At 68.0% G+C, this 24,056-nt stretch carries 25 protein-coding genes and 2 tRNA genes; 18 read left to right on the top strand and 9 right to left on the bottom strand.

Annotation, left to right across the window (positions count from 1 at the left end; all coding sequences use genetic code 11):
- Positions 1 to 27: 27 nt before the first annotated feature.
- Positions 28 to 591, bottom strand: coding sequence for a hypothetical protein (locus tag PUN51_RS07265; protein ID WP_224025542.1), 564 nt, complete (start codon positions 589 to 591; stop codon positions 28 to 30).
- A gap of 48 nt (positions 592 to 639) precedes the next feature.
- Positions 640 to 1,509 carry an SGNH/GDSL hydrolase family protein gene (locus PUN51_RS07260; protein WP_159632413.1) on the bottom strand — a complete coding sequence of 290 codons (870 nt, stop codon included), beginning with the start codon at positions 1,507 to 1,509 and terminating at the stop codon, positions 640 to 642.
- Positions 1,510 to 1,586: 77 nt separating this feature from the next.
- On the opposite strand from PUN51_RS07260, the gene PUN51_RS07255 reads away from it, so the two are divergent.
- Positions 1,587 to 2,237 (top strand): alpha/beta hydrolase, encoded by a 651-nt coding sequence (locus tag PUN51_RS07255; protein WP_224025543.1) that lies wholly within the window; start codon positions 1,587 to 1,589, stop codon positions 2,235 to 2,237.
- A gap of 53 nt (positions 2,238 to 2,290) precedes the next feature.
- On the opposite strand, the gene PUN51_RS07250 is transcribed toward PUN51_RS07255, so the two are convergent.
- Positions 2,291 to 2,524 (bottom strand): RNA-binding S4 domain-containing protein, encoded by a 234-nt coding sequence (locus tag PUN51_RS07250; RefSeq protein WP_159632411.1) that lies wholly within the window; start codon positions 2,522 to 2,524, stop codon positions 2,291 to 2,293.
- Between the two features lie 32 nt (positions 2,525 to 2,556).
- Between PUN51_RS07250 and PUN51_RS07245 the strand changes: the two genes are divergently transcribed.
- The 3 genes from PUN51_RS07245 (at position 2,557) to PUN51_RS07235 (ending at position 6,103) form a co-directional block, all read left to right on the top strand.
- Positions 2,557 to 3,546, top strand: a complete 990-nt coding sequence (locus PUN51_RS07245; RefSeq protein WP_275180357.1) for a DMT family transporter — start codon at positions 2,557 to 2,559, stop codon at positions 3,544 to 3,546.
- A gap of 131 nt (positions 3,547 to 3,677) precedes the next feature.
- Complete coding sequence (locus PUN51_RS07240) at positions 3,678 to 5,063, top strand: glycine--tRNA ligase (RefSeq protein WP_224025544.1); 1,386 nt, start codon at positions 3,678 to 3,680, stop codon at positions 5,061 to 5,063.
- Positions 5,064 to 5,065: 2 nt separating this feature from the next.
- Complete coding sequence (locus PUN51_RS07235; protein ID WP_275180356.1) at positions 5,066 to 6,103, top strand: GNAT family N-acetyltransferase; 1,038 nt, start codon at positions 5,066 to 5,068, stop codon at positions 6,101 to 6,103.
- A gap of 67 nt (positions 6,104 to 6,170) precedes the next feature.
- Here the strand turns inward: PUN51_RS07235 and PUN51_RS07230 are convergent, their stop codons facing one another.
- Complete coding sequence (locus PUN51_RS07230) at positions 6,171 to 7,007, bottom strand: lysophospholipid acyltransferase family protein (RefSeq protein WP_224025545.1); 837 nt, start codon at positions 7,005 to 7,007, stop codon at positions 6,171 to 6,173.
- Between the two features lie 8 nt (positions 7,008 to 7,015).
- Entirely contained in the window at positions 7,016 to 7,741 is a 726-nt protein-coding gene (locus PUN51_RS07225) for an alpha/beta hydrolase (RefSeq protein ID WP_224025546.1), read from the bottom strand.
- Between the two features lie 233 nt (positions 7,742 to 7,974).
- On the opposite strand from PUN51_RS07225, the gene PUN51_RS07220 reads away from it, so the two are divergent.
- Positions 7,975 to 9,384, top strand: coding sequence for a YibE/F family protein (locus PUN51_RS07220; protein ID WP_224027294.1), 1,410 nt, complete (start codon positions 7,975 to 7,977; stop codon positions 9,382 to 9,384).
- A gap of 78 nt (positions 9,385 to 9,462) precedes the next feature.
- Here PUN51_RS07220 and PUN51_RS07215 read toward each other — a convergent pair whose 3' ends face one another.
- Entirely contained in the window at positions 9,463 to 10,674 is a 1,212-nt protein-coding gene (locus PUN51_RS07215) for a globin domain-containing protein (protein WP_275180355.1), read from the bottom strand.
- A gap of 132 nt (positions 10,675 to 10,806) precedes the next feature.
- On the opposite strand from PUN51_RS07215, the gene dusB reads away from it, so the two are divergent.
- The 10 genes from dusB (at position 10,807) to PUN51_RS07165 (ending at position 19,247) form a co-directional block, all read left to right on the top strand.
- Entirely contained in the window at positions 10,807 to 11,985 is a 1,179-nt protein-coding gene (dusB, locus tag PUN51_RS07210) for a tRNA dihydrouridine synthase DusB (RefSeq protein ID WP_275180354.1), read from the top strand.
- Positions 11,978 to 13,297: a deoxyguanosinetriphosphate triphosphohydrolase gene (locus PUN51_RS07205; protein ID WP_370871820.1), complete on the top strand. Its 1,320-nt coding sequence runs from the start codon at positions 11,978 to 11,980 to the stop codon at positions 13,295 to 13,297. Before dusB ends, PUN51_RS07205 begins: the two co-directional genes overlap by 8 nt.
- Before the next feature lie 116 nt (positions 13,298 to 13,413).
- The gene (locus PUN51_RS07200) at positions 13,414 to 13,737 is read left to right on the top strand and encodes a hypothetical protein (protein ID WP_275180353.1); all 324 of its coding nucleotides are present in this window, start codon (positions 13,414 to 13,416) and stop codon (positions 13,735 to 13,737) included.
- A 16-nt stretch (positions 13,738 to 13,753) separates the two neighbouring features.
- Complete coding sequence (locus PUN51_RS07195) at positions 13,754 to 14,839, top strand: FAD:protein FMN transferase (RefSeq protein ID WP_275180352.1); 1,086 nt, start codon at positions 13,754 to 13,756, stop codon at positions 14,837 to 14,839.
- Entirely contained in the window at positions 14,832 to 15,389 is a 558-nt protein-coding gene (locus tag PUN51_RS07190) for a ferric reductase-like transmembrane domain-containing protein (RefSeq protein ID WP_275180509.1), read from the top strand. The genes PUN51_RS07195 and PUN51_RS07190 overlap by 8 nt, the downstream gene beginning before the upstream one ends.
- Positions 15,386 to 16,654, top strand: a complete 1,269-nt coding sequence (locus PUN51_RS07185; protein WP_275180351.1) for an NADH-ubiquinone oxidoreductase-F iron-sulfur binding region domain-containing protein — start codon at positions 15,386 to 15,388, stop codon at positions 16,652 to 16,654. The genes PUN51_RS07190 and PUN51_RS07185 overlap by 4 nt, the downstream gene beginning before the upstream one ends.
- Positions 16,651 to 16,911: a ferredoxin gene (locus tag PUN51_RS07180; protein WP_159632401.1), complete on the top strand. Its 261-nt coding sequence runs from the start codon at positions 16,651 to 16,653 to the stop codon at positions 16,909 to 16,911. Before PUN51_RS07185 ends, PUN51_RS07180 begins: the two co-directional genes overlap by 4 nt.
- A gap of 29 nt (positions 16,912 to 16,940) precedes the next feature.
- Positions 16,941 to 18,884, top strand: coding sequence for a DNA primase (gene dnaG / locus PUN51_RS07175; RefSeq protein WP_275180350.1), 1,944 nt, complete (start codon positions 16,941 to 16,943; stop codon positions 18,882 to 18,884).
- 95 nt (positions 18,885 to 18,979) lie between these two features.
- Positions 18,980 to 19,052, top strand: a tRNA-Asn gene (locus PUN51_RS07170).
- A gap of 122 nt (positions 19,053 to 19,174) precedes the next feature.
- Positions 19,175 to 19,247 (top strand) — tRNA-Asn (locus PUN51_RS07165).
- 70 nt (positions 19,248 to 19,317) lie between these two features.
- Here the strand turns inward: PUN51_RS07165 and PUN51_RS07160 are convergent.
- From PUN51_RS07160 to PUN51_RS07150, 3 genes are all read right to left on the bottom strand, one after another.
- Positions 19,318 to 19,725: a hypothetical protein gene (locus PUN51_RS07160; protein WP_224025553.1), complete on the bottom strand. Its 408-nt coding sequence runs from the start codon at positions 19,723 to 19,725 to the stop codon at positions 19,318 to 19,320.
- Between the two features lie 80 nt (positions 19,726 to 19,805).
- A complete protein-coding gene (locus PUN51_RS07155) occupies positions 19,806 to 19,985 on the bottom strand; it encodes a glycine zipper 2TM domain-containing protein (RefSeq protein ID WP_224025554.1) in 180 nt (59 codons plus the stop codon).
- A 72-nt stretch (positions 19,986 to 20,057) separates the two neighbouring features.
- Positions 20,058 to 21,281, bottom strand: a complete 1,224-nt coding sequence (locus PUN51_RS07150; protein WP_159632397.1) for a multidrug effflux MFS transporter — start codon at positions 21,279 to 21,281, stop codon at positions 20,058 to 20,060.
- 179 nt (positions 21,282 to 21,460) lie between these two features.
- Between PUN51_RS07150 and PUN51_RS07145 the strand changes: the two genes are divergently transcribed.
- From PUN51_RS07145 to PUN51_RS07135, 3 genes are all read left to right on the top strand, one after another.
- Positions 21,461 to 22,312, top strand: a complete 852-nt coding sequence (locus PUN51_RS07145) for a phage holin family protein (protein WP_224025555.1) — start codon at positions 21,461 to 21,463, stop codon at positions 22,310 to 22,312.
- Positions 22,313 to 22,414: 102 nt separating this feature from the next.
- On the top strand, positions 22,415 to 23,038 hold the full coding sequence (locus PUN51_RS07140) for a CDP-alcohol phosphatidyltransferase family protein (RefSeq protein WP_224025556.1): 624 nt from the start codon (positions 22,415 to 22,417) through the stop codon (positions 23,036 to 23,038).
- Positions 23,038 to 23,946: a DMT family transporter gene (locus tag PUN51_RS07135; protein WP_224025557.1), complete on the top strand. Its 909-nt coding sequence runs from the start codon at positions 23,038 to 23,040 to the stop codon at positions 23,944 to 23,946. Before PUN51_RS07140 ends, PUN51_RS07135 begins: the two co-directional genes overlap by 1 nt.
- Positions 23,947 to 24,056 lie beyond the last annotated feature (110 nt).

Raw genomic sequence — 24,056 nt, 5'->3', positions numbered from 1 at the left:
TGGAGGGGCTGCTAAGCACCAGGGCGGCTAGCCGTTCATGATGTCGCCGCGGCGCTTCATGTACTCCTCCATGGACAGCTCACCGTTGCTGTACTGCTGGTCCAGCTCCGCGAGTTTCCGCGCCCGGTATCCTTGCGGGCCTGAGGGTGGCGGGGGAGTGGCGGGTCCGGAAGACTGCTCCGGTCCCTGCTGCTGGTACCCCTGGCCAGGCTGCTGGTACCCGAGCTGCTGGAAGGGCGGTTCCTGCCCGAAGCCCTGCGACCCAGCGCCGTAACGGGGGTCCGTCATGGGCGGCTGCCCGTACTGGTACGGCACGGGCGGCTGGCCCTGCTGCCCGGGCCGGCCGAAGCCGCCGGAGAAGTAGTCCTGCTGGGTGTACCCGTCCCGCGGCTGGTTGCTCTGCGGCCCGGCGGAACCGGGGAACTGGCCATAGCCCGGGAACTGGTTGGAACCAGGGAACTGGTTCGGACCCGGAAACGGGCCGGGCAAGCCCTGGCCCCGGTCCCGCCGTGCCATGGATCGCCGGTACGCCCGCATGGCCATGGGGACAACGAAGGACAGGATAATGATCCAGAAAAACAAGCTGCTCACGGTGCCGCGCCTCTCGAGTGTTGTCCTTCCAGCCTAACCCCGGAAGCGTTACCGGCGGCTGGGTTCCGAGGTTCCCAACGGACCCTCGCCGGAACCCAACGGGACGCCCGGGCCAAAGATGGGACCCGGCGTCGGCCGCTTTGCCATGACCCCGTCACCCGAGGACTGGCGCCGCAGCCGGCGCAGCACCCACGGCACGAAATATTCGCGTGCCCACACGAAGTCCCCGCTCCGGGCCTCCCGCCACGTGCGCGGCGGCAGAGGCTTGGGCTGCAGCGGTTCCAGCGAATGCTGAACGTTCAGCGCGTCCAGCACCATGGCGGCAATCGTGTGGTGCCCCAAGGGGGAGAAGTGCAGGCGGTCCTGGTCCCACATCTGCGGGTCGCTCAGCTGCCGCAGCGACCACATGTCCGCGATGACCGCGTCATGCCGGGCTGCCACCGTCCGCAGGTTCTCGTTGTAGATGGCCACCTTGCTGCGGATCCTGCCCAGCACGGAGGAACCCGTGTCCGGCCCGTTGAACAGCACCACCGTGGCGCCGCCCATGGACAGGATCTGGACCACGGAGTCGAGTTTCTCGGCCAGGGCATCAGGGTCGCCTCCGGGGCGGATGAGATCGTTCCCGCCGGCGGAGAGGGTGACCAGGTCCGGCTTCAGCTCCAGGGCCGGGGCCAGCTGCTGGTCCACGATCTGCTGCAGCAGCCTGCCGCGGACGGCAAGGTTGGCGTATGCGAAATCCGGCTGGGTGCGGCCCAGCTCTTCGGCAACGCGGTCGGCCCAGCCGCGGTGGCCGCCGGGGCTTGAGGGTTCGGGGTCGCCGATGCCCTCGGTAAAGGAGTCGCCCATCGCCACATACCGGGTCCAGGGGTGGGAACCGGGGTGCGCGGACGGGGTCTGGATGGCACTTGCGTCAGTCACGGTCCTATCCTGCCTTCCGTCTTGCTGCCTACGCGAACGTAGGTTGTTACTTTCCGGTAACTGTAAGAATGGAAATCATGACTGACGCCGAAGTATTTCCTGCCCCCGTTGTCCTGTGGTCCCATCCGGAAGACCAGCGCGCCGGCAAGCCGCTGCTGGTGCTGCTCCACGGCTACGGCGCCAATGAGCAGGACCTGCTCAGCCTGGCCGACCTGCTGCCCGGGGACTTCGCCGTAGCGTCGCTGCGGGCGCCGATCGCCATGGGCCCCGGCTTCACCTGGTTCCCGCTGACGGCCTCGATCGAGTACTCGCTGGAACGGGTCAAGAAGGCTTCGGCCTACGTGCTGGAGTGGATCGACACCATCCGGGTGGGGCATCCGTCCGTCACCCTGCTGGGTTTCTCCATGGGCATGGCGATGGCCACCACGCTCCTGCGCCAGCGGCCCACGGACTTCGCCGCCGTCGTCGGACTGTCAGGCTTCGTGGTGGACGCCGCCGATGACCCCACGTTCAAGGACGCCGAGCTGGACGGAACCGTGCCCATGTTCTGGGGCCGGGACCAGCAGGACCCCGTGATCACCCAGGACAAAATCGAGTTCACCATGGGCTGGGTGCGCAAGCACGTCAAGCTCACCAAGGTGCTCTACACCGGCATGTGGCACGGCATCAACCAGCAGGAGATCGGGCACGTGGGGGAGTTCCTCACCCACGAAGTGCTCAACAAATAGGACGTACGACGGCGCGCGGCGGCTTGGGCGTCCCGGGCGCCCCGCCGGCGCCGTCAGTCAGCGTTGGGCGCGACCACCCGGACGCTCTGGCCGTTGACCGTGACGGTGTCTCCGTTGTGCAGCTGGCGGCCACGGCGGTCATCGATCTCGCCGTTGACCTTGACCAGGCCGTTCTTGATGAGCTCAGCGGCCTCCACCCCGTCCTCAACGAGGTTGGCGAGCTTCAGCAGCTGGCCAAGCCGGATCATGCTGTCGCGGATGGGGACGTCCTCAATGGGGTTGCTCATAGAGCAATAATGCCTGAACTAAGGTGGATTCAATGACCTCCCCTTCGCGCCTGCCGGCACTTGCAGGCCTGCCCCTGGCCGTGGGTTCCGGCCTGGCCATCCCCGTCCAGGGCCGCATCAACGGGGCGCTGGGCGCCCGCCTCAATGACGGAATCGCCGCGGCGGCCGTGAGCTTCAGCACAGGCCTGCTGGTCATGATCGTCATTTCCCTGGTCCTGCCGCGGGGACGGGCAGGCCTGGCCGCCATCATCCCGGCCGTCCGCAACCGTGCCTTTCCCCGCATCTACGTGGTGGCCGGTGCCATCGGTGCGTTGTTCGTCTTTGCCCAGTCCTTCACCGTGGGCATCCTCGGTGTGGCACTGTTCACCGTGGCCACCGTCACCGGACAGACTGTCAGCGGCCTGCTGGTGGACCGGCTGGGCATCGGGCCGGCTGGAAAGAAATCCGTCACCGGCATCCGCATCATTGGCTGCATCCTGACCATCGCCGCCGTCGCGTGGGCGGTGTCGCCCCGGTTCAGCAGTGGAGGCTCAGGGGACGGGGCCGCCGGGTTGCTGCTTCCCATCCTGCTGCCCGTGGCGGCGGGGTTCCTCATGAGCTTCCAGCAGGCCATGAACGGCACCGCCGCCCTCCACTACGGCACTCCCATTGCCGCCACGCTGGTCAACTTCGTGGCCGGCTGCACCGTGCTCTGGGTCGCGTTGGCCGTGAAGCTCGCGGTGGCCGGCCCCGCCAACCCGCTGCCGGGGGAGTGGTGGTACTACCTGGGCGGCCCCATGGGCTGCGTGTTCATTGGGCTGGGCGCCCTCCTGGTCCGCAGCCTGGGCGTACTGGTCACCGGGCTGGGCATGATCGCGGGCCAACTGCTCGGCTCGCTGGCCCTGGACCTGGCGCTGCCCGCCCCGGGCACCGTCGTGGCCCCGGCCACCGTGCTGGGAACCCTGCTCACGCTCGGCGCCATTGTCCTGGCCACCCTGCCGTGGCCCCGGGGCGCGCTGCGCAGGCAGCGGCCGGTACGCTAGGACACAAGCTTTTCCACGATCTTCCTTCATCCGCCCCCGACCCGCTGCCCTGCGCCCCAGGTGCAAGGCAGCGCCGGGCCTGACAACCCGCGGACCGCACCCAGCGGCCCTGTAGAAATTGGAGTTACCCCATGGCAGCAAAATCCGTCCTCGACCAGGTCATTTCCCTCTCCAAGCGGAGGGGCTTCGTGTTCCAGGCCGGTGAGATCTACGGAGGCTCGCGCTCTGCCTGGGACTACGGCCCCCTCGGCGCGGAACTGAAGGAAAACATCAAGCGCCAGTGGTGGCAGTCCATGGTCCGCGGCCGCGAGGACGTGGTGGGCCTGGACTCCTCGGTGATCCTGCCCCGCCAGGTATGGGAAGCATCCGGCCACGTTGAGGTCTTCTCCGACCCCTTGGTGGAGTGCCTGTCCTGCCACAAGCGCTACCGGGCCGACCACCTCGAGGAAGAATACGAGGAAAAGAAGGGCCGCCCCGCCGAGAACGGCCTGAAGGACATCGCCTGCGCCAACTGCGGCACCCGCGGGCAGTGGACCGAGCCGCAGGAGTTCTCCGGCCTGCTCAAGACCTACCTTGGCCCGGTGGCCAGCGAAGAGGGCCTGCACTACCTGCGGCCCGAAACGGCGCAGGGCATCTTCGTGAACTTCAACAACGTGCTCACCACCTCCCGGAAGAAGCCGCCGTTCGGCATCGGCCAGATCGGCAAGTCGTTCCGCAACGAGATCACCCCCGGCAACTTCATCTTCCGCACCCGCGAGTTCGAGCAGATGGAGATGGAGTTCTTCGTCGAGCCCGGCACGGACGAAGAGTGGCACAAGTACTGGATGAACGAGCGCATGGCCTGGTACACCGGCCTGGGCATCCGCGAGGAGAACCTGCGCTTCTTCGAACACCCCAAGGAAAAGCTCAGCCACTACTCCAAGGGCACCACGGACATCGAGTACCGCTTCGGTTTCCAGGGCTCGGAGTGGGGCGAGCTGGAAGGCATCGCCAACCGCACCGACTTCGACCTCTCCACCCACGCCAAGGCCTCCGGCACGGACCTGAGCTACTTCAACCAGGCCACCAACGAGCGCTACACCCCGTACGTCATCGAGCCCGCGGCCGGCCTGACCCGTTCCTTCATGGCGTTCCTGGTGGACGCCTACACCGAGGACGAGGCCCCCAACGCCAAGGGTGGCGTCGACGTGCGCACGGTACTTAAGCTGGACCCGCGCCTGGCGCCGGTCAAGGCCGCCGTGCTGCCGCTGAGCCGTAACGAGGACCTGTCCCCGAAGGCCAAGGCCCTGGGTGCGCAGCTGCGGAAGAACTGGAACATCGACTTCGATGACGCCGGCGCAATCGGCCGCCGCTACCGCCGCCAGGACGAGATCGGCACCCCGTTCTGCATCACCGTGGACTTCGATACCCTCGAGGACCAGGCCGTCACCATCCGCGAGCGGGACACCATGAGCCAGGAACGCGTCTCCCTGGACAAGGTGGAAGGCTACCTGGCGGCACGGCTGATCGGCGCCTGAGCATGGCCATCGAATACCGCGAATGGCGGGACGGCGACGACCTTGCCCTGCTGGAAATCTGGGGCGGTCCGGAGACCGCGCAGGCCCGCCAGTTCCGCGGCGCCCTCGCCGTGTCCTCCAATGGAGGGAACGGCACCCCGTGGCGCCGCTGCATCGTGGCCGAGGACGTTGTTGACGGCGTCGGTATCCCCGTCGCCGCCGGTGTCGTTTATGAAGCATCCCTGCACCCGGAACGCCTGTGGACGTACGTTGAAGTCGCGCGGGACCACCGCCGCAACGGCATCGGTGCCACCCTCCTGGCCATGCTGCGCCGCGAGGCCGGCCACGCGCCGTCGGGCGTTTCCAAGCTCCGCGCCAAGGTGGAGCCGGGCAGCCCCGGCGCCGCATTCGCCGAAGCCGCCGGGCTGGCACCCATCCAGCGTTCCCGGCTGGTCATCGTGGAGCCGGGAGCCCTCCGGCTGCCCGTGTTCCCGGACAAGGACCACGGCGGCCGCCCCATCGACGGTGAGAACGCCGGTTCGGACATCGTCATGGACCTGGCCACCGGCTCGGTGGAGCTGACTGACGTGGTGGGCCGCTACTACACCTCCATCCACGGCTGGGACTCCCCGGGGGTCCTCTCCGTGGGCCAGGTGCAGAAGCTCTTCCTGGACGAGCTCACCGGTGCGCACGGTGCCATCGTGCTCCGCGCCCAGCCGGAATCCGCGTTCGGCCAGGGTGTGGCACCCAGCAAGAAGGGCCGCATCCGGGCGTTCGCGGTCAGCTACGCCGCCCCCGCCGGGCCTGACGACGCACCCAACGCGGAGGTGGGCCCGGGCGTGGACACGCCCACGGACGTTTTCGTTGGCCACGAGCCCTCGCTCGATGCTGACGATGCCGCCGAGGCGGTCCGGGACATACTCGCCCTGATCGCCTACCAGCACCCGGTCATGCTGGAACTGGACGATTCCATGACGGCCCTGCGCGCCGCCGTCGAGCCCCTCCTGGAGAGCGGCAAAGCCCGGCTGGCGGGCGCGGAGACCCTGGTGGTCTCCGACTAACCAGCCCCGCCCCAACTGGGTAGCGCCAAGTGTCGTTTTGACCCCTCAAAACGACACTTGGCGCTACCTACTTGGACTGGTACTTTCCGCGGGGAGCACGACGGCGGCCCGTGGCTGCGTCGGCTGCGTCCAGCAGCTGCCGTTCGGCGTCAGTTGGTGCACCGCCGCCCAGCCGTGCCGGCATCCACCATGCCCCGGGTTCCGGCCGGAGCGGAAAGCCGGCAATGCAGCGGTCGATTCCGGCCTGCAGCGTGCCGCGCAAAGCTTCCGTTGCCGCCTCAACGTCGACGCCGGCCGGAAATACCACTGGCTCGTCCACATGGACCCGGATTGGCGCCCGCCAGCTGCGGCGGAAGGAGAAGCCGTGACCCCGGGTCAGGATGCGGTGGGCGCCCCAGATGGATACCGGAATGACCGGAACCCCCGCCTCCGCCGCCATCCGGACAGCCCCCGTGCGGCATTCGCGGACGGTGAAGCTTCTGCTGACCCCAGCCTCGGGGAACACTGCCAGGTATTCGCCTTCCCGCAGCCTGGCCACGGCAGCGGCATAAGCGTCTGCGCGGCCGGTATATCCCACCACTACATGGCCGCTGGCGCTGATGGCGGGCCCCGCCAGCCAGTGGTCCGCCGCGCCCTGGTGGACCAGGAACCGCAACTGGGCCCGGGTGCGGCGCCACAGGAGCAGTTCGACCACCGCAAAATCCACGTAGCCGAAGTGCGTCACGGCGAACACCGCGCCGTGCCCGCGGACGGCCTTCCGGGAGGGACCGCGGGCCGGTCCCTGTGCAGGCAGGTGCTCCAGCCCGGAGGCCTGAATGTCCAGTTGCAGGGCCCAGCGCAGGAACTGGCCCGTGCGGACGATCAGGCGGTAGAAGCGGTCGTTGGCCGGGGGACGCCAGGGCACGGGACGGCCTACAGGGTGACGTGGACGGAGGACTCGGGCAGCAGTTCCGTGAAGGCGCGGGACGGCTGGACGCCGGCGCCCGTGCTCTCGGCAAAGGATTTGATGACGAACCCGGTGGCCAACGTCTGCCACACGCGGACCTTCCGCAGCATGAAGTGCCCCACGCCCTTGAGTGAGACGTACTGCATGCTCGCGGCGTCAGCGGAAGCCCGGCGCGCGAAGGCCAGCGACTGTGAGGGGCTGGTCATGTGGTCGGTGGTGCCGTGGATGATGAGGACTTTCCTGCCGTTGACCCTCTCCACCGGGGTTTCCGGGCCCAGCCAGGGCGCCAGCGCCACCACGGCCTCCACCTGCGGATGGTCTGCCGCGCACACGGCGGTCAACCCGCCCATGGAGTGGCCCAGCAGGAAAACGGGAACGTCGGGGTGGCGTTCCGCGATCTGCTGCAGGGCCCACCGGGCGTCCTGCAGCGGGGACATGTCCGGGCCGTTCCAGCCGCGGACGCTGTTGCGCAGGGACCAGACGGCCAGTCCGTGTTTCCGGCCGGCACGGTGCAGGTGCCTGGCGAAAGGAATCATCCTGGCCGGGCTCAGGTGCCGCGCCTCCACCGGTTCGCGGCTGTGGGCCTTGCCGCCGTGCAGGACCAGGACCACGCCCCTGGTGCTGCCGGATGCTTCCAGGACGCTCAGCACTGGCCGGTGGGCGGGAAGAAGGGGCGCCTGCCCGGCCCGCACTGCGCCGCTGTCCGGTGTCCCATTGGTACCCGTCCCAGCCCCACTAGTACCGGTTTCCCTGCTGCCGGCCCCCTGTGCACCACGGTTGTCCATGACTGGTTCCTCCCCATCCCGATGGTCCATTTATAAACCCTAAGGCGCCGCACGTAGAGTTCAACCATGAGGTTGTACTGCTGATGGGCGCCGGTCACTCCCACGCTTCCTTGGATCATTCGGAGCCGATGCCCCAGGCGATGGCTGCCCGCAGCAAGGCGAACCGCATCCTGGCTGCGGTGCTCATACCGTTGGCGCTGCTGACCCTGGCAGGGATGGCCGCGCTGTGGCCGTCCGGCAGCAAGGAGGGGGTCTCGCTCGCCAACCCGTACTCCACCGCCCCCGGGGTCACCTTCGATACCGGCACCATCCAGAACGTGGTCACCGGGAGCTGCATGGACACCAGCCAACAACCAACAGGCCAGCAGCAACCCGCCCAGCAGGCCCCGCAGCAGGCGCCGGGCAAGGGCTCGGACTGCACCTTCGCCTTCACCGAACCGGACAAGGGCGGCAGCCCGGTAAAGGTGGTCATCAACCCAGACGTGGCCGCATCCCACGGGGTCAAACCCGGCGACCAGATCCGGTACCTGAACCTTTCAAACGCCCAGGGCGCCACCGGGTCGCAGGGGTCCCCGGCCTACATCTTCGTGGACTTCGTCCGGACCATGCCCATTGTCCTGCTCGCCGTCCTCTACGCCGTGGTGGTCATCGCCGTCGCCAGGTGGCGGGGGCTCCGGGCCCTGATCGGCCTGGTGGGCGCATACTTCGTACTGGCGAACTTCCTGCTCCCGGGCCTGGTGGAAGGGAAACCGCCCCTGCTGCTGGCACTGGTGGGATCCACCGTGATCATGATCGGGGTCCTGTACTTCGCCCACGGATTCTCCGCCCGCACGTCCACGGCACTCCTGGGCACCATCTTCGGGCTGGCCATCACCGCCCTGCTGGCGGCCTGGGCCACCCACGCCGCCAACCTGGCCGGCGTGGGCAGCCACGACGCCGCCACCCTGGTGAACACGTCCTCCAACATCTCCATCTCCGGCGTGATCCTCTGCGGACTCATCATCTCCGGCCTGGGCGTCCTCAACGACGTCACCATCACCCAGTCCTCGGCCGTATGGGAGCTGTACGAACTGGCACCCGCCAGCAGCGCCCGGAAGCTGTTCACCTCCGCCATGCGGATCGGCCGCGACCACATCGCCTCCACGGTGTACACCATCGCCTTCGCCTACGCGGGCGCGGCGCTGCCGATCCTGATCATCGTCATGCTTTACGACCGGCCCCTGATGGACACCCTCACCAGCGCCGAACTGTCCGAGGAAGTCATCCGGACGCTCGTGGGTTCCATCGGGCTGGTCCTGGCCATCCCGGTCACCACCCTCATCGCCGTGCTTGTGGTCAAGGCGACAGGCATCAGCGCGGCACGAGCCGGCGCGTTGGGTCCCAGCGTGGCGGACGACGGCGGGCACAGCCACGCGGACGACGTCGCGGACAACGGGGCGCTCGCCGCAGCCGCCCTTGAAGAACGCAGCCGGCGCACCGCCGCCGAACCCGGAGTCCTGCCCACGGAAGAGGCCGCCACCCGCCGGGGCCGGCGGGCGGACCGCGGCTGAGCTGCTTCCAAACCCAAGGCTGGACGGTATAACCGGCGTCCAAACGAGGCTGGATCTGCGCTCACTGCCTCCGGTGGGTTACTGGTAATCGGCCAGCCAAAGGTCCGGGCCGAAGACTTCGTACTGGATGTCCTTCGCCCGCACTCCTGCGCCCACCAGGGCGGTCCGCACCGCCTGCATGAAGGGCATGGGGCCGCAGAGGTAATACTCGCCGTCGGACGGCAACTGGACGTCCTTGATGTTCATGAATCCGGAATGCACGCTGCCGTCGGCCGAAGAACCCCCGCCGTCCGGGTTGAGGAACCAGGTATGGAGGGAAGCATCAGGGAGCGCGGCGAGGTCGGCCGTCACCTGGTTCCGCAATGCAAAGGAGGCAGGGGAGTCGTCCGCGTGCAGGAACAGGACCTTCCGCTGCGAACCGGACTTGACCAGGTGGGACAGCATGCCGGCCATGGGCGTGACTCCGATGCCCGCGCTTGCCAGCACCACGGGCCGGTCAGTGTATTCCAGCACCACATCGCCAAAGGGCGCGGAGAGGGTGACCTCGTCGCCCACATTGACGTGGTCGTGCAGGAGGCTGGACATCTCACCGTCCGGCGCACCCTCGGTGCGCACGCGCTTGACGGCGAACCGCCGGTGCTGGCCGTCGTCGGCCTGGGTGAGGCTGTACTGGCGTGGCTGCAGGACGCCGTCGGGCATCTGCATGCGGATGGTGACGTACTGTCCCGGCAGCGACGGCTTGACCTCCCTCTCGTCGGTCCGCTCCACCACGAAACTGACAACGTCGTCGGTTTCCTGGATCTTTTCGGCCACCCGCCAGGTGCGCCAGACAGTTTCCGGGCTCAGCCGGACTGCGTCATAGAGCCCGCGTTCCTTGTTGATGAGCATGTTGGCCATGAGCCAGTAGACCTCGTCCCAGGCCGCGGCCACCTCAGGGGTCACGGCGTCGCCCAGGACATCCACAATGGCCCACATTAGGTTGTCGTGCACCACCTGGTACTGCTCAGGACTCAGGCCCAGGGAGACGTGCTTGTGCGAAATACGGGACAGCAGGTGGTCCGGCAGGTGGGTGGGGTCGTTGACCAGGAATCCGGCGAACGCGGCAACGGAACCGGCCAGCGCCTGCTGCTGCCGGCCATCGGCCTGGTTGCCGCGGTTGAACAGGCCGTTGAGCAGTTCGGGGTGTTCGCCGAACATGTGCTTGTAGAAACGGGAGGCGATCTCCTGGATATGTTCGCCGACGACGGGAAGGGTCGCCTGGATCACGGGGTATGCGGTGTCGGAAAGCATGGGCAAGTCTCCTTCAAACTTCCTGGCTGGTTGTCCGTCCCCGCGCCACGCTAACAGCCGTCCGAAACCGGGGACAGGTACTTTGGCACTGGGCGGGATCACCGATTTGCCCGGCTTTGCAACAATGGACAGGTGACTGTTGCTGCAACTCCTCCCGCCCCCAAGCTGGAACTCCCGCCCCTGAAGCTGGGACCCATCACGGTGGACACCCCCGTGATCCTGGCTCCCATGGCCGGCATCACCAACTCCGCCTTCCGCAGGCTCTGCCGTGAGTACGGCGGCGGCATGTATGTGGCGGAGATGGTCACTTCCCGCGCGCTGGTGGAGCGGACCCCCGAATCCCTCCGCATCATTTCGCACGACGACGACGAAAAGGTCCGCTCCGTCCAGCTGTACGGCGTGGACCCCGGCACGGTCGGCGCTGCCGTGCGGATGCTCGTGGAGGAGGACCGGGCCGACCACATCGACCTCAACTTCGGCTGCCCCGTCCCCAAGGTGACCCGGCGCGGCGGCGGCTCGGCCCTGCCCTGGAAGATCGATCTCTTCACCTCGATCGTGCAGACCGCCGTTAAGGAAGCCTCCAAAGGCAACATCCCGCTGACCATCAAGATGCGCAAGGGGATCGACGACGACCACCTCACGTACCTCGACGCCGGCCGGATCGCCCGCGACGCCGGTGTCGCCGCCGTCGCGCTCCACGGCCGGACGGCCGCGCAGTTCTATTCGGGCAAGGCCGACTGGCCCGCCATCGCCCGCCTCCGCGAAGCCCTTCCGGACATTCCGGTGCTGGGCAATGGCGATATCTGGTCCGCTGAGGACGCCGTCCGGATGGTCCGCGAAACCGGCGTGGACGGTGTGGTGGTGGGCCGCGGCTGCCAGGGGAGGCCCTGGCTGTTCGGCGACCTGCAGGCCGCGTTCGAAGGCAGCGACGTCCGGCACCGCCCCAACCTCCGCCAGGTGGCCGAAGGCGTGTACCGCCACGCTGAACTGATGGTGGAAACCTTCGGCGACGAAGGCAAGGCACTGCGGGAGATCCGCAAGCACATCGCCTGGTACTTCAAGGGCTACGTGGTGGGAGGGGAACTGCGCACCCGGCTGGCCCTGGTGACCAGCCTGGAGGTGCTCCGGGACACGCTGGCCGAGCTGGACCTGGACTCGCCCTACCCCGGAGTGGACGCCGAGGGCCCCCGCGGCCGCGCCGGCTCGCCGAAAAGGCCCGCCCTGCCGAAGGACTGGCTGGACTCCCGGGCACTCAACGAGGACCAGTCCAAGGACATCGCGGCCGCAGAGCTGGACGTTTCCGGTGGCTGAGGCATCCCTGGCCGGACACCCGCCCGCGGGCACCCCCACCGCAGCCCTGGCGCTGCCGGGCTACGACACGCACGATTCCGCCCGCTGGGTGGAGGAACCGCCCAAGAGCACGTACCGCTCCGACTTTGAGCGGGACCGCGCCCGGGTGCTGCACTCGTCGGCTTTGCGCCGGCTGGGCGCCAAAACCCAGGTGGTGGCACCGGACACCGACGACTTTGTCCGCACCCGCCTCACCCACAGCCTGGAAGTGGCACAGGTGGGCCGCGAACTGGGCCGGGCCCTGGGCTGCGATCCGGATGTCGTGGACACCGCCTGCCTCAGCCACGACCTCGGCCACCCGCCCTTCGGCCACAACGGCGAATCGGCACTGAACGAGGTGGCCCACGCCATCGGCGGCTTCGAAGGCAACGCCCAGACCCTCCGGCTGCTCACCCGGCTCGAACCCAAGGTGCTCACCGCCGACGGACAGCCCGCCGGACTGAACCTCACCCGCGCCAGCCTTGACGCGGCGTCGAAATACCCCTGGTCAGCGCTGGAGGCACCGGTGATCCACGGGCAGCGGACCAGCAAGTTCGGCGCCTACGAGGATGATCTCCCCATCTTCAACTGGCTCCGCGAAGGTGCTCCGGAACGCCGGACCTGCCTCGAAGCCCAGGTCATGGACCTGGCGGACGACATCTCCTACTCCGTCCATGACGTGGAGGACGCGATCGTCGCCGGCCACTTCCAGCTGCGCTGGATGGACAACCCGGACCACCGCGCACGCGTGGTGGGCTACGCCAAGCAGTGGTACCTGCCGCACAACGACCCCGCCGCCATTGACGCCGCCCTCGCCCGGCTGGAGGCCACCGACGTCTGGGTGCGCGAGGCCGATGGCAGCCGCAAATCCATGGCGGCGCTGAAGAACATGACCAGCCAGCTGATCGGCCGGTTCTGCCAGAGTGCCCTGGAAACCACCCGCGCCGTCTACGGGCCGGAAAATCTGACCCGCTACAACGCCGAACTGATGGTTCCCGATGAAACCGTCATGGAGATCGCGGTGATGAAGGGCCTGGCCACCACCTTCGTGATGACCACGGAGCACCGGCAACCCATCTACGAGCGGCAGCGGGAAGTGCTCCATGCCCTGGTGACGGCCCTCAGCGCCACGGGTGACCGGCACCTGGAGCCGATGTTCGCGGCGGACTGGCGGGCGGCGGACGACGACGGCGCGCGCCTTCGCGTGGTCATCGACCAGGTGGCCTCACTCACCGATGGATCGGCCCTGGCCATGTACGAGCGCCTGGTGGGGAGCCTGCCCTCGCTCTGGTGACCCGCCGTTGGCTCCCGCCCGGACGTCCGCCCGATCAACAGCTTCCTTAAAGCATCTACACAGGAATGAAGCGCACCATGGGAGGAAAGACAGGCCGCTAGGAACGGGAGCTGGTCATGAGTACTCGCAGCAGGGGCAAGCGCCTCGCCACCGGGATCACCGCGGCCGTAGGTGTGGGCAGCTTCGCCGCTGCCGGGATCGCGGCAGCTGCCGTGTACGCCGCAACGCCGTCCGTCATCGCCAGGACCACTCCCGCCACGGACACCAGCACGCAGGGAAGCACCCCTAAAACCGGTCCTGCCCGCTCCGACGACGATGACTACGGGACCCGCCAGGACAGCAGCCCCCGCCGCTCCAAGAGCTACGGCAATTACGGCAGCACCACGCCGGTCCAGCCAGGCAGCGGCGGTACCGTCCACGGCTGGTCCTCGGGGTCCTGAGGTGGCACGTTCCGCAATGGCAGGTCCCGGTGCCCCGGCTGCCAGGACCGCCGAACACACGGCACCCCCGCACGGCATAGCATCTCCGCACGACACAGCGCAAACCAGCTGGACTGTCTGGGGGCTTGAGGCCTCGGTCACGGTCACGGAACCGGCACTGCTTGCCGCGGCCGGGGACATTGTCCGGGATGCCGTGGCGGAGGTTGACCTTGCCTGCAGCCGCTTCCGCGAAGATTCGGAACTGATGATGCTCCAGCCCCGCATGGCGCGGGGTGTAAGCATCAGCCCCATGTTCCGGCTGCTCCTTGAACGTGCCCTGGACGCTGCCCGGATGACCGGCGGGGACGTTGACCCCACTCTCGGAGCTGACCTGGCCGCGTTGGGCCACGGCCCGGGAATGCAGGGCAGGCCGGGGCTCACCAGTGTGCGGGTACCGCAGCAGCCTGTGCCATCCCAGCCGGTACCGCAGCATCGATTGACGCCCCGGGCCCCCGGCTGGTCCCGCCTCCAGCTCGGGGCAGGCACCCTCACCGTGCCGGACGACCTCCGCCTGGACCTGGGGGCGTCAGCAAAGGCAGTCGCGGCCGATCTTGCGGCCGCATCTGTCTACCGGGAGTTGGGCTGCGGGGTGCTCGTGGGCCTGGGCGGTGACCTGGCCAGCGCCGGGCCCGGACCGCAGGAGGACGGCAAGCCCGGCCACTGGCAGATCATGGTGCAGGACCTTCCCGCCGACCCTGTCCAGTACATCTCCCTGGCCCCGGGGTTCGCCGTGGCCACGTCCAGTACGCAGAAACGCCGCTGGCAGCACCAGGGGATGCAGGTCCACCACATCCTTGACCCCCGCTTTGGCCTCCCCGCCGAGCCGGTCTGGCGTTCGGTGAGTGTCGCAGCGCCCACCTGCCTGGAAGCGAACGCCTTCAGTACCGCGGCCATTGTCCGCGGCTTCGCTGCCCTGGACTGGTTGCGGACCGAAGGCATTGCTGCCCGGCTGGTGGACAGCCCGGGCAGGGTCGCCACCACCGGCGGCTGGCCGGCGCAAACCTGCAACCCCGTTGGGAACACCGGAGAAAGCAATACTCCGGGGGGTGGCGGCCATGGATGAGGCCATGTGGGCGTTCGGCCGGGTCAGCGGGTTCGTGTCCCTGGCACTGTTCACCGCGTCGGTGCTGCTGGGCATCCTCAACCGGTCCGGCCGGCCCCTGTTGGTGCTGCCCCGGTTCTCCATCAGCCTCCTGCACCGGAACATCGCCCTGCTCGCCACAGTGTTCCTCGGACTGCATGTGGGGTCCCTGCTCCTTGACTCCTTTGCCAAGCTCAACCCGGTGGACATCGTGGTGCCGTTCCTGGGCTCCTTCCAGCCGTTCTGGCAGGGGCTGGGAACCGTGGCGCTGGACCTTGTCCTGGCCGTGGTGGTGACGGGCCTGCTGCGGCACCGGATCGGGCAGCGCAGCTTCAAGGCCGTGCACTGGCTCAGCTACGGCGTCTGGCCGGTGGCGATGGCGCACGCGTTGGGCAACGGCACCGACGTCTCCAGCGGCTGGTTCCTCCTGCTGGCCGCGGCGTCCGCGGTGGCCGTAGCTGCGGCCCTGCTGTGGCGGTTGAGCCCCTCCTTCCTCGAAACCTCCCACGCCCGGCAAGGAAACCTCCCGTGAGCCCTGCCAAGGACACCTACCCGACCGCGCCCCTCCACGCCATACAGGACAACAGGGGGCAGGAACCGCGGCTCCTGGCAGCTGGCCCTGACGCAGGCTGGGAACAGCACCTCGACACCTTCGGGCCCTGGGAGCCGAACGCCGCCGGAGCCGGCCTGCTGGAGGCGCTCGGGGAGGCTGGACTGACCGGGCGGGGCGGAGCCGCGTTCGAAACCTGGCGCAAGGCCACTGCCGCTGCCGGGTCCGGCAGGAAGGGCCTGTTTGCGGCCCGGCCGGTGGTGATCGCCAACGGCGCCGAGGGCGAACCGCTCAGCTTCAAGGACCGCACCCTCCTTGCCCACGCGCCCCACCTCGTCATCGACGGGCTGGCCGCCCTGGCCGCGGCCCTGGGCGGCGCAAGCATGTACGTCTACGCACCGGCGGCCGGCCTGCCCCGCGTGCAGCAGGCCATCGGCGAACGCCCCCGGGGCAACCGGATCCGGGTAGTGCAGGCACCCGAAACCTTCATCTCCGGCGAGTCGAGCGCCGTCGTCAATATGATCGGCAACGGCAACGCTGTCCCCACCGACCAACGCCGGCGCCTCAGCGAATCCGGCCTCAACGGCCGGCCCACACTGGTGGTCAACGTCGAAACCCTCGCCCAGGTTGCCCTGATCGCCCGCTACGGGGCGCAATGGTTCCGCCAGGCGGGCACCGCGGCGGACCCGGGCACACGGCTGGTGTCCGTTTCCGGGCCTGCCCCGGTACGGGATGTGGTGCTGGAGGTGCCCGGCGGTGCGCAGCTTTCGGCGGTCCTGCAGGAAGCGGGCATGGACCCTGCCTCCTTGTCCGCCGTCCTGGTGGGCGGCTACCACGGCCGGTGGGTGCGGCCCGCGGCGCACGCGCTCTCACCCGTGGGGCCGCCGGACCGGACCGCCCGGCCGGGCGCAGGCGTGATCCACGCCCTGGATCTGCAGACCTGCGGCATCCAGGCGACGGCGCGGATCGTCAGCTACCTTGCCGACCAGTCCGCCAGGCAGTGCGGGCCCTGCATGTTCGGGCTGCCGGCCATGGCATCCGTCCTCAACCGGATCGCCGGAGGGGAAACAAATCCCCGCCTTGCCTCCGAACTGGACCGGCTGGGGCGGCTGGTCTCCGGGCGGGGCGCGTGCAGGCACCCGGAAGGGACCACCGGGCTGGTCAGCAGTGCCCTGGAGGTCTTCGCCGCAGACTTCCGCGCCCACCTTTCCGGATACTGCACGGGCCCGGGAGGCGCAGCGGCATGAAAACCCACCTGCATATCGACTGGACCAGCTGCGACGGCCGCGGCCTGTGTGCCGAACTGCTTCCCGGGGTGCTGGACCGGGACGACTGGGGGTACCCCGTGGCGCGCGGAAAGACAGGCCGCGACAGGACTGACGTTCCGCTGCGTGACGCCGACCGTGAAGCCGCACAGGAGGCCGTCTTCCTCTGCCCCAAGCTGGCCCTCAGCCTGCTCGACGGGAGGACACCGGAACCCGGGACGCGGGTGCCCGGGCAGTGACGCCGGGCCGGTGACACTAAGATTGCTGTGTGGCTGGGCTGATTAAACGTGAAGATATTGACGAAGTACGCCAGCGCACGGACATCAAGGAAGTGGTTGACGGCTACGTCACGCTCAAGGGCGCCGGGCTGGGAACCTTCAAGGGCCTGTGCCCCTTCCATGACGAGCGCTCGCCGTCCTTCACCGTCCGTCCCCAGGTAGGCCGTTACCACTGCTTCGGCTGCGGCGAGGACGGCGATGTCATCGCCTTTGTCCAAAAGCAGGACCACAGCTCCTTCCAGGAAGCCGTGGAGAAGCTCGCGTCCAGGATCGGCTACGAGCTCCGCTACGAAGACGGTGGAACCGGCCCCAACCGCGAGGAAGTGGGCCGCCGCCAGCGGCTGCTGGACGCACACAAGATCGCGGACGAATTCTTCCGTGCCCAGATGCTCACGCCCGGCGCCGCAACGGCCCGCAACTTCCTGTTTGGCCGCGGCTTCGACCGGGCCGCCGCGGAACACTTTGGCTGCGGCTACGCACCCCAGGGGTGGGACGCCCTCCTGAAGCACCTGCGCGGCCGCGGCTTCACCGACGCCGAACTCAAGCTCACCGGAATGTTCAGCGAAGGAAACCGGGGCATCTACGACCGTTTCCGCGGGCGCCTCATCTGGCCCATCAAGGACATGGCCGGTGACACCATCGGCTTCGGCGCGCGCAAGCTGTATGAGGACGACCAGGGCCCCAAGTACCTCAACACCCCGGAGACCACCCTCTACAAGAAGTCCCAGGTCCTGTACGGCATCGACCTCGCCAAGAAGAGCATCGCCAAGGACAGGCAGCTGGTGGTGGTGGAGGGCTACACGGACGTCATGGCCTGCCACCTTGCAGGGATTACGACGGCGGTAGCCACCTGCGGCACCGCCTTCGGTACCGAGCACATCAAGATCGCCCGCCGGCTTTTGTCCGACGACGGCACCGGGGGAGAAGTGGTGTTCACCTTCGACGGCGACGCCGCCGGGCAGAAGGCAGCCCTGCGCGCCTTTGAAGAGGACCAGCGCTTCACCGCCCAGACGTATGTGGCCGTGGAACCCACAGGCGCGGACCCGTGCGATCTCCGCCTCAGCCGCGGGGACGAGGCGGTGCACGCCCTGATCCAGTCCCGGCGGCCGCTGTTCGAGTTCGCCATCCGCAGCACGCTCAAGCAGTTCAACCTGGACACCGTTGAAGGCCGCGTCCAGGGCCTCAAGGCATCCGTGCCCGTGGTGGCGGCCATCCGCGACGCCTCCACCCGGACGGGCTACTGCCAGGCCCTGACCGGCTGGCTGGGCATGCCGGACCCGAACGAGGTCTTGCGGATGGTCAACGCCGAAGTGAAGAACGCCGGAAAGCGCGGCGAGACCGGACGCCCCCCGGCTCCGGGCCAGCCGCAGCCAGGCGGCCCCTCCAGCCCGGCCCCTGCCCAGCCGGGCGGACCCGGCGTAGCTGCGGCGCCGTCGTCGGGCGTTGTTCCCTCCTTCCACCGCCCGGACCCGCGCGATCCCGTGGCTTCCATGGAGCGGCAGGCGCTCGAGGTGGCGCTGCAGCAGCCCTCCCTGCTGGCCGGCGGGGTGTGGGACCGCTTTGCCGCTGCGCGGTTCGCCATCCCTGCCTTCCAGGCCGTCCATGACGCCATGCGCGCCACTGGTCCCGGCCTGACCGTCGATCCGGTGCGGTGGGTGGAGCACGTCATGCACGAGGTGCCGGAATCCCTCCGGCCGCTGGTATCCGAGCTCGCCGTCGTGCCGCTGCCGGCCCACACCGAGGAAGCGGTGCTGAAGTACTGCCGCGACATCCTGTCCCGGCTTTTCGAACTCCAGATCACCCGGGTCAAAGCGGACAAGATGGGCCAGTTGCAGCGCCTTGACGCGGCGGCGGACCCGGAGACCTACCAGCGGCTCAACCGCGAGCTGATGATGCTGGAAATGGAACGCCGGGCCCTGCGCGCTGAGTCGTAGGGGTGGCCCGGTCTGCGGACGCGGAGGTGGGCCAGGTCACGGCCCTCCGATTTCGTTTCCGTGCCAAGAGTTTGCTAGGCTAATACCCGCTTCATTCCTCCTTAGCTCAATTGGCAGAGCATTCGACTGTTAATCGAAGGGTTGCTGGTTCAAGTCCAGCAGGAGGAGCTTCCATCCCCGTTCCGGCCTCCGGAACGGGGATTTTTGTTTCCCGGCGGGGCCGCCCGGACCCGGAAAACCGCCGATTTCCCTTCGGCCGGAATCCTTTGCTAATGTCATACCTGCTTCATTCCTCCTTAGCTCAATTGGCAGAGCATTCGACTGTTAATCGAAGGGTTGCTGGTTCAAGTCCAGCAGGAGGAGCGCAACGAAAAATCCCCGTTCCTCCACATGGAGGAACGGGGATTTTTCTTTCCGCGGGGTGGGAGTCTGTTCAGACGAAATCCATTTCCACCTGCAGGAACCTTTCCGCCTCGGCGATGGCCGCCTGGAAGGCTTCCTGCTCCGTGGGCGACTTCCGGGGTTCACGCGGGCTCCACTCGTGCGGCGCGGAGTGGATCCTCACAAAGCCTGAGTCCGGGGGAGCGTAGAAAATCCCGAAGCGCTGCACCGGCCATTCCGGCGAGGTTTCCGGGGCCACCAGCAGGGCCGCATTGAAGGCCGGATTGAACCATTGGGCGATGGGCCGGCGGCGGTCTTCCGTGAACAACCCCGCCGCGTACAGCGCCGCGGACTGCTGTCCGGCCTGCGCACACAGCCGATCCCACCACAGTGGCAGGATCCGGGCGTCGCACCGTTGCCATGTGGCCGGAAGTGGCGGTTGGTTCTGCCAGTTGGGCACGGCATCATTTTATCGCGGGAGCGGGCCTGGCGGCAGGGAATGCCGCACCGGCCTGCCACAACAAAATCGCGGCACGTCCTTCAGCGGCGGCCGCGGGACCCCGGATTCACCCGATACAGGATCGCCGCGCCTGCCAGCGTCCCCAGGATGATGCCCCAGGCGGGGTTGCCCAGGGCGCGGCCGGCGAAATAACCCACGACGGCGCCAAGCACCGCCCCGAGGAAAAGTCCCCGGCCATTCCGGTGCGGTGTGCGGCTCACAGGCTGCCTTTCGAGGGGGAGTGGGGACAGGGCCACGCAGGCCGAAATCACGGACCACAGTGGAGGTGGGTCTCAGTGGATCGAGGGTACCGTGCGCGGCCGCACCACAAGCCACAGTGCTGCGATCGCCAGCAGGATGCAGGCCGCCTGCACTGCTCCCATGGGAGCGGCGCTGGTGATGCCGAGCCAGCCCACCACGGGCGAGATGAGCCCGGCCATGAGGAACGTGGCCGCGCCCAGCAGCGAGGCTGCCGTTCCCGCCTGGGCCGCGTGCCCGGCCAGGGCCAGCACCTGGACGCAGGGGAACATGAAGCCGGTGCCCATGATGTAGAACCAGAGCGGGACCATCACGCCCCACAGCCCCAGGCCTGCCCGGTCGAAGACCACGATCAGCATGGCCATCAGGAACATCCAGGCCGTGGCGCCCGCCAGGATCCACTGCGGAGGCACAATCCTGATAAGCCGCGAACTGGTCTGCACGCCGGCCACGATGCCCAGGGAGTTGATGCCAAAGAGAAGTCCGTACTGCTGGGCGGAGAACCCGAACACATCCTGGAACAGGAACGGCGAGGCCGACAGGTAGGTGAAGAGGCCACCGAAGTTGAAGCCCGCCACCATCAGCAGCCCCACGAAGATCCGGTCCGTAAACAGCGCCCGGTAGCGTTGCCGGGCGGTCATTCCGCTCCGGCCCCGCTTTTCCGGCGGAAGCGTCTCGCGGACCAGGAGCAGGGCGGCCACGATGACCAAAGTCCCGTAGGCAGCCAGGAACACGAAGATGCCCGGCCACGGCATCACCAGGAGCAGCTGTGAACCGATGACGGGGGCAAGGATGGGCGCAAGCCCGTTGACCAGTGACATCCGGGAGAACATCCGCACCATGGCGTAGCCGGAAAACAGGTCCCGCACCATGGCCATGGCCACCACGCCGCCGCCGGCCGCGCCCACCCCCATCAGTACACGGAAGATCCCCAATGTGGTGATGTCCGTGGACAAGGCCGCGCCCAGGGATGCTGCGATGTGCAGCGCCGTGGCCAGGATCAGCGGAGTCCGGCGGCCGAACTTGTCGCTGAACGGACCCACCACCAGCTGCCCGAACGCGAAACCGACCGTGGTGCCCGCCAGGGTGAGCTGGACCTGGGCCTCGGTCACCCCCAGGCTTGCCTCCAGCGCCGGGAAGGCGGGCAGGTACAGGTCGATGGTGAACGGACCGAGGGCCGTCAAAGCGCCCAGGAGGAGGATGTACAGAAGCTTTCGGCGGCGGGTCAGCAGGTCGCCCGGATTGGGGGGATTGGTCACGGAGAACAATCCTAGGCCCGGCCATGGCGGTTTTTGCAGCGTTGTAGGCCGCGCCGTCCGGCAAGCCCCCAAGTCCGCCCTGAACCTGAATGGTAGTTTTGGTGGCGTGGACTGTGCGGCTGCACATTTCCGCACTAAACGGATGCAGTATGGACCCATGAACCAGTAAGGCGGAACCGATGAGCGGACGTCACAGCGGGCGTACCAGCCCGGGATTGCGTATCACTGCGCTGCCCGGGACGGCAAGACTCCTTTTCCGGTTGGCCCCCCGCCAGCTCAACGACGAGATCGCCTTCGCCAAGATTGAACTCAAGCGCAAGGGCGTCCAGGTGGGGGTGGCCGCGGCCTTCTTCGCCGTGGCGCTCCTCTTCCTGGCGCTGCTGGTGGTCGGCCTGATCGTCGCTGCCATCATGGGGCTGGCCACCATCATGCCCGCGTGGCTGGCAGCCCTGCTGGTTTCCGCCGCTTTCCTGCTGATAGCCCTCGTCGGAGGCCTGGTGGGCCTGGCCCGGTTCAAGAAGGCCATGCCGCTGATGCCGGAGGAAACCATCCGTGGCATCAGGCACGATATCGGGGTCGCCCGCGAAGGCTCGGCCTTCAACCCGGCCATCCTGGATCCGGAGAGCCCGGAAGCCAAGGCTGCGAAGGCGGCCAAGGCCGAGGCAGCCGCCAAGGCAAAAGCCGAGAAGGAAGCCAAGGCCGCCCGGCACGACCAGGAGTTCCCGCACGCATCCGAACCCGAGCTGGTGCGCCGCCTGAGCCAGCGCCGCCACCACCTCACCGAGGTCCGCGACGAACTCGGAACGGAACTGGACGTCAAGACCCAGGCGCGCTACGTGCTTGCCGCGGCCCAGGTCAAGGCACGCGAAGGCCAGGTGCTGGCGCAGCGCGGTATGGACGAGGCGGGGCAGCGGTTTGCGGCCCTGTCCGCCTCCGCTGACCTGCCCAGGCGCTGGAAGCCGCTGACGGCCTTCGTTGCCGCCGGTACGGTCCTGGTGGTCCTCCTGCGCAGGCTCCTGCGCGCCAGCTAGGTCCCTGTTTCCGCCACGCAACACCAGGCGGACGCTGTTTCCGCCTGTGAAGGCACAACCGAAAGACCGCGCCGCGGCGCAGCAGGAAGGAGAGGGGGACGGGTGAAGTTCATAGGTGCAGGCGCCCGCCCCGGCCGTCCCCAGGTGGACCATGACCGCGTGGCCACCATTCCCAACCTGCTCACCGTGGTGCGGTTCATGGGTGTTCCGCTCTTCATCTGGCTGGTCCTGGCCCAAAAGGAATACGGCGCCGGCGTGATCGTCCTGGCTGTCATGGCTGGGACGGACTGGATTGATGGCTACATCGCCCGCCGGTTCGACCAGGCCTCCAAGCTGGGCAGGGTCCTTGACCCCATCGCCGACCGCCTTGCCCTGCTGGCGGTGGCCTTCACCCTGGTGATTGCCGGCGTCGTGCATTGGCTGTACCTGGCCGCGCTGGTGGTTCCCGATGCCGTCCTGCTGGTACTGACTCTCTCCCTCTTCCGCGGCCACCCGGACCTCCCGGTCAGCGTGGTCGGCAAGGTGCGGACCGGGCTGCTGCTTTTGGGCACGCCGCTGCTGGTCCTTTCCCGGCTGGACACCGGGTTCTCCGACCAGCTCTTCGCCACCGCCTGGGTGGTGCTGGGCCTGGGCCTGGTGGGTCACTGGATTGCCGCGTACAACTATTTCCGGGCCATGCTGCGCAAGGGCCGGGCATTGAAACAGCACGACGGCGGGAACGGCTGATGGTGTGGTTTGCCGTCGGCCTGGCGGTGCTTGGCGCCTTCTGCCTTGCGTTGGGTGCGCAGCGCCAGGGCAGTGCCGTCAAAGCCGATACCGGCGGCCTGGCCCTGAGCTCCAATGGCTTCCTGCGCCTCCTGCGCAATCCGCGGTGGATGCTTGGACTCCTGCTGCTGTGCACCGGCATGGCGATGAATGCCGTCGCCCTGGTCTCCGCACCGCTCACGGTCATCCAGCCCATCGGCGCAATTGCCCTGGTGATCACCACTGTGGTCAATGCCCGGGACCAGGACCTGACCATCAACCGCGCCACGGCGGTGTCCATTGCCGCGTGCGTCACCGGATCGGCGCTCTTCGTCCTCCTGGCGGTCAACGTCACCCAGGAGAACCACCATGTCAGCCCGGAGGATGAGCTCACCATCGTCCTGCTGCTGGCCCTGGCGGTGGGACTGTTCGGCACGCTGGCCGTGACGTTCAAGCACCGGATGAATGCGTTCATCTATATCCTCGGCGCCGGCATCCTGTTCGGCTTTGTGGCAGTCCTCACCCGGATCATCGGCAAGCACCTCCTGGATCCGAATGGCCTCTTCCTGCTGAATGTCCAGTGGTATTCGGTGGTGGCCATCATCGCGGCCGGCGGCCTGGGGTCCTGGTTCGTGCAGAGTGCGTACTCCACCGGTCCGCCGGACCTGGTGATCGCCGGACTCACGGTGGTGGACCCCATGGTGGGCATTGCCATTGGCGTCATCATCCTGGGCGAACTGCGCCCCGACGTCCATGCCGTCATGGCCATTGCGATGGGAACGGCTGCCGCCCTTGCTATCGTTGGGGTTATCGCCCTTTCCCGGCACCACCCGGAGGTCACCAAGCGCAAGAAGGACGCGCGGAAGGCCGCCGGCAGGCCGTCCCACTAGTCCATTCCCGTCCGTAACCAGCAATCCCACGAAGCCCGGCGCCTTGCGCCAGTGGCCAACCGTGCTGTCAGTTCCACGCTGTCCGCACCGTGACCATCAGGAGTACTCCC

The organism is Arthrobacter sp. NQ4 (genome assembly GCF_029077345.1).
GTDB lineage: Bacteria > Actinomycetota > Actinomycetes > Actinomycetales > Micrococcaceae > Arthrobacter.
This window is presented reverse-complemented; position numbering and strand designations above follow the sequence as displayed.

Coding starts and splice junctions, on each gene's coding strand:
- PUN51_RS07255 (WP_224025543.1), top strand. CDS start 1,587: ATGACTGACGCCGAAGTATTTCCTGCCCCCGTTGTCCTGTGGTCCCAT.
- PUN51_RS07250 (WP_159632411.1), bottom strand. CDS start 2,524: ATGAGCAACCCCATTGAGGACGTCCCCATCCGCGACAGCATGATCCGG.
- PUN51_RS07245 (WP_275180357.1), top strand. CDS start 2,557: ATGACCTCCCCTTCGCGCCTGCCGGCACTTGCAGGCCTGCCCCTGGCC.
- PUN51_RS07240 (WP_224025544.1), top strand. CDS start 3,678: ATGGCAGCAAAATCCGTCCTCGACCAGGTCATTTCCCTCTCCAAGCGG.
- PUN51_RS07235 (WP_275180356.1), top strand. CDS start 5,066: ATGGCCATCGAATACCGCGAATGGCGGGACGGCGACGACCTTGCCCTG.
- PUN51_RS07220 (WP_224027294.1), top strand. CDS start 7,975: ATGGCTGCCCGCAGCAAGGCGAACCGCATCCTGGCTGCGGTGCTCATA.
- PUN51_RS07215 (WP_275180355.1), bottom strand. CDS start 10,674: ATGCTTTCCGACACCGCATACCCCGTGATCCAGGCGACCCTTCCCGTC.
- PUN51_RS07200 (WP_275180353.1), top strand. CDS start 13,414: ATGAGTACTCGCAGCAGGGGCAAGCGCCTCGCCACCGGGATCACCGCG.
- PUN51_RS07195 (WP_275180352.1), top strand. CDS start 13,754: ATGGCAGGTCCCGGTGCCCCGGCTGCCAGGACCGCCGAACACACGGCA.
- PUN51_RS07190 (WP_275180509.1), top strand. CDS start 14,832: ATGGATGAGGCCATGTGGGCGTTCGGCCGGGTCAGCGGGTTCGTGTCC.
- PUN51_RS07180 (WP_159632401.1), top strand. CDS start 16,651: ATGAAAACCCACCTGCATATCGACTGGACCAGCTGCGACGGCCGCGGC.
- PUN51_RS07145 (WP_224025555.1), top strand. CDS start 21,461: ATGAGCGGACGTCACAGCGGGCGTACCAGCCCGGGATTGCGTATCACT.
- PUN51_RS07135 (WP_224025557.1), top strand. CDS start 23,038: ATGGTGTGGTTTGCCGTCGGCCTGGCGGTGCTTGGCGCCTTCTGCCTT.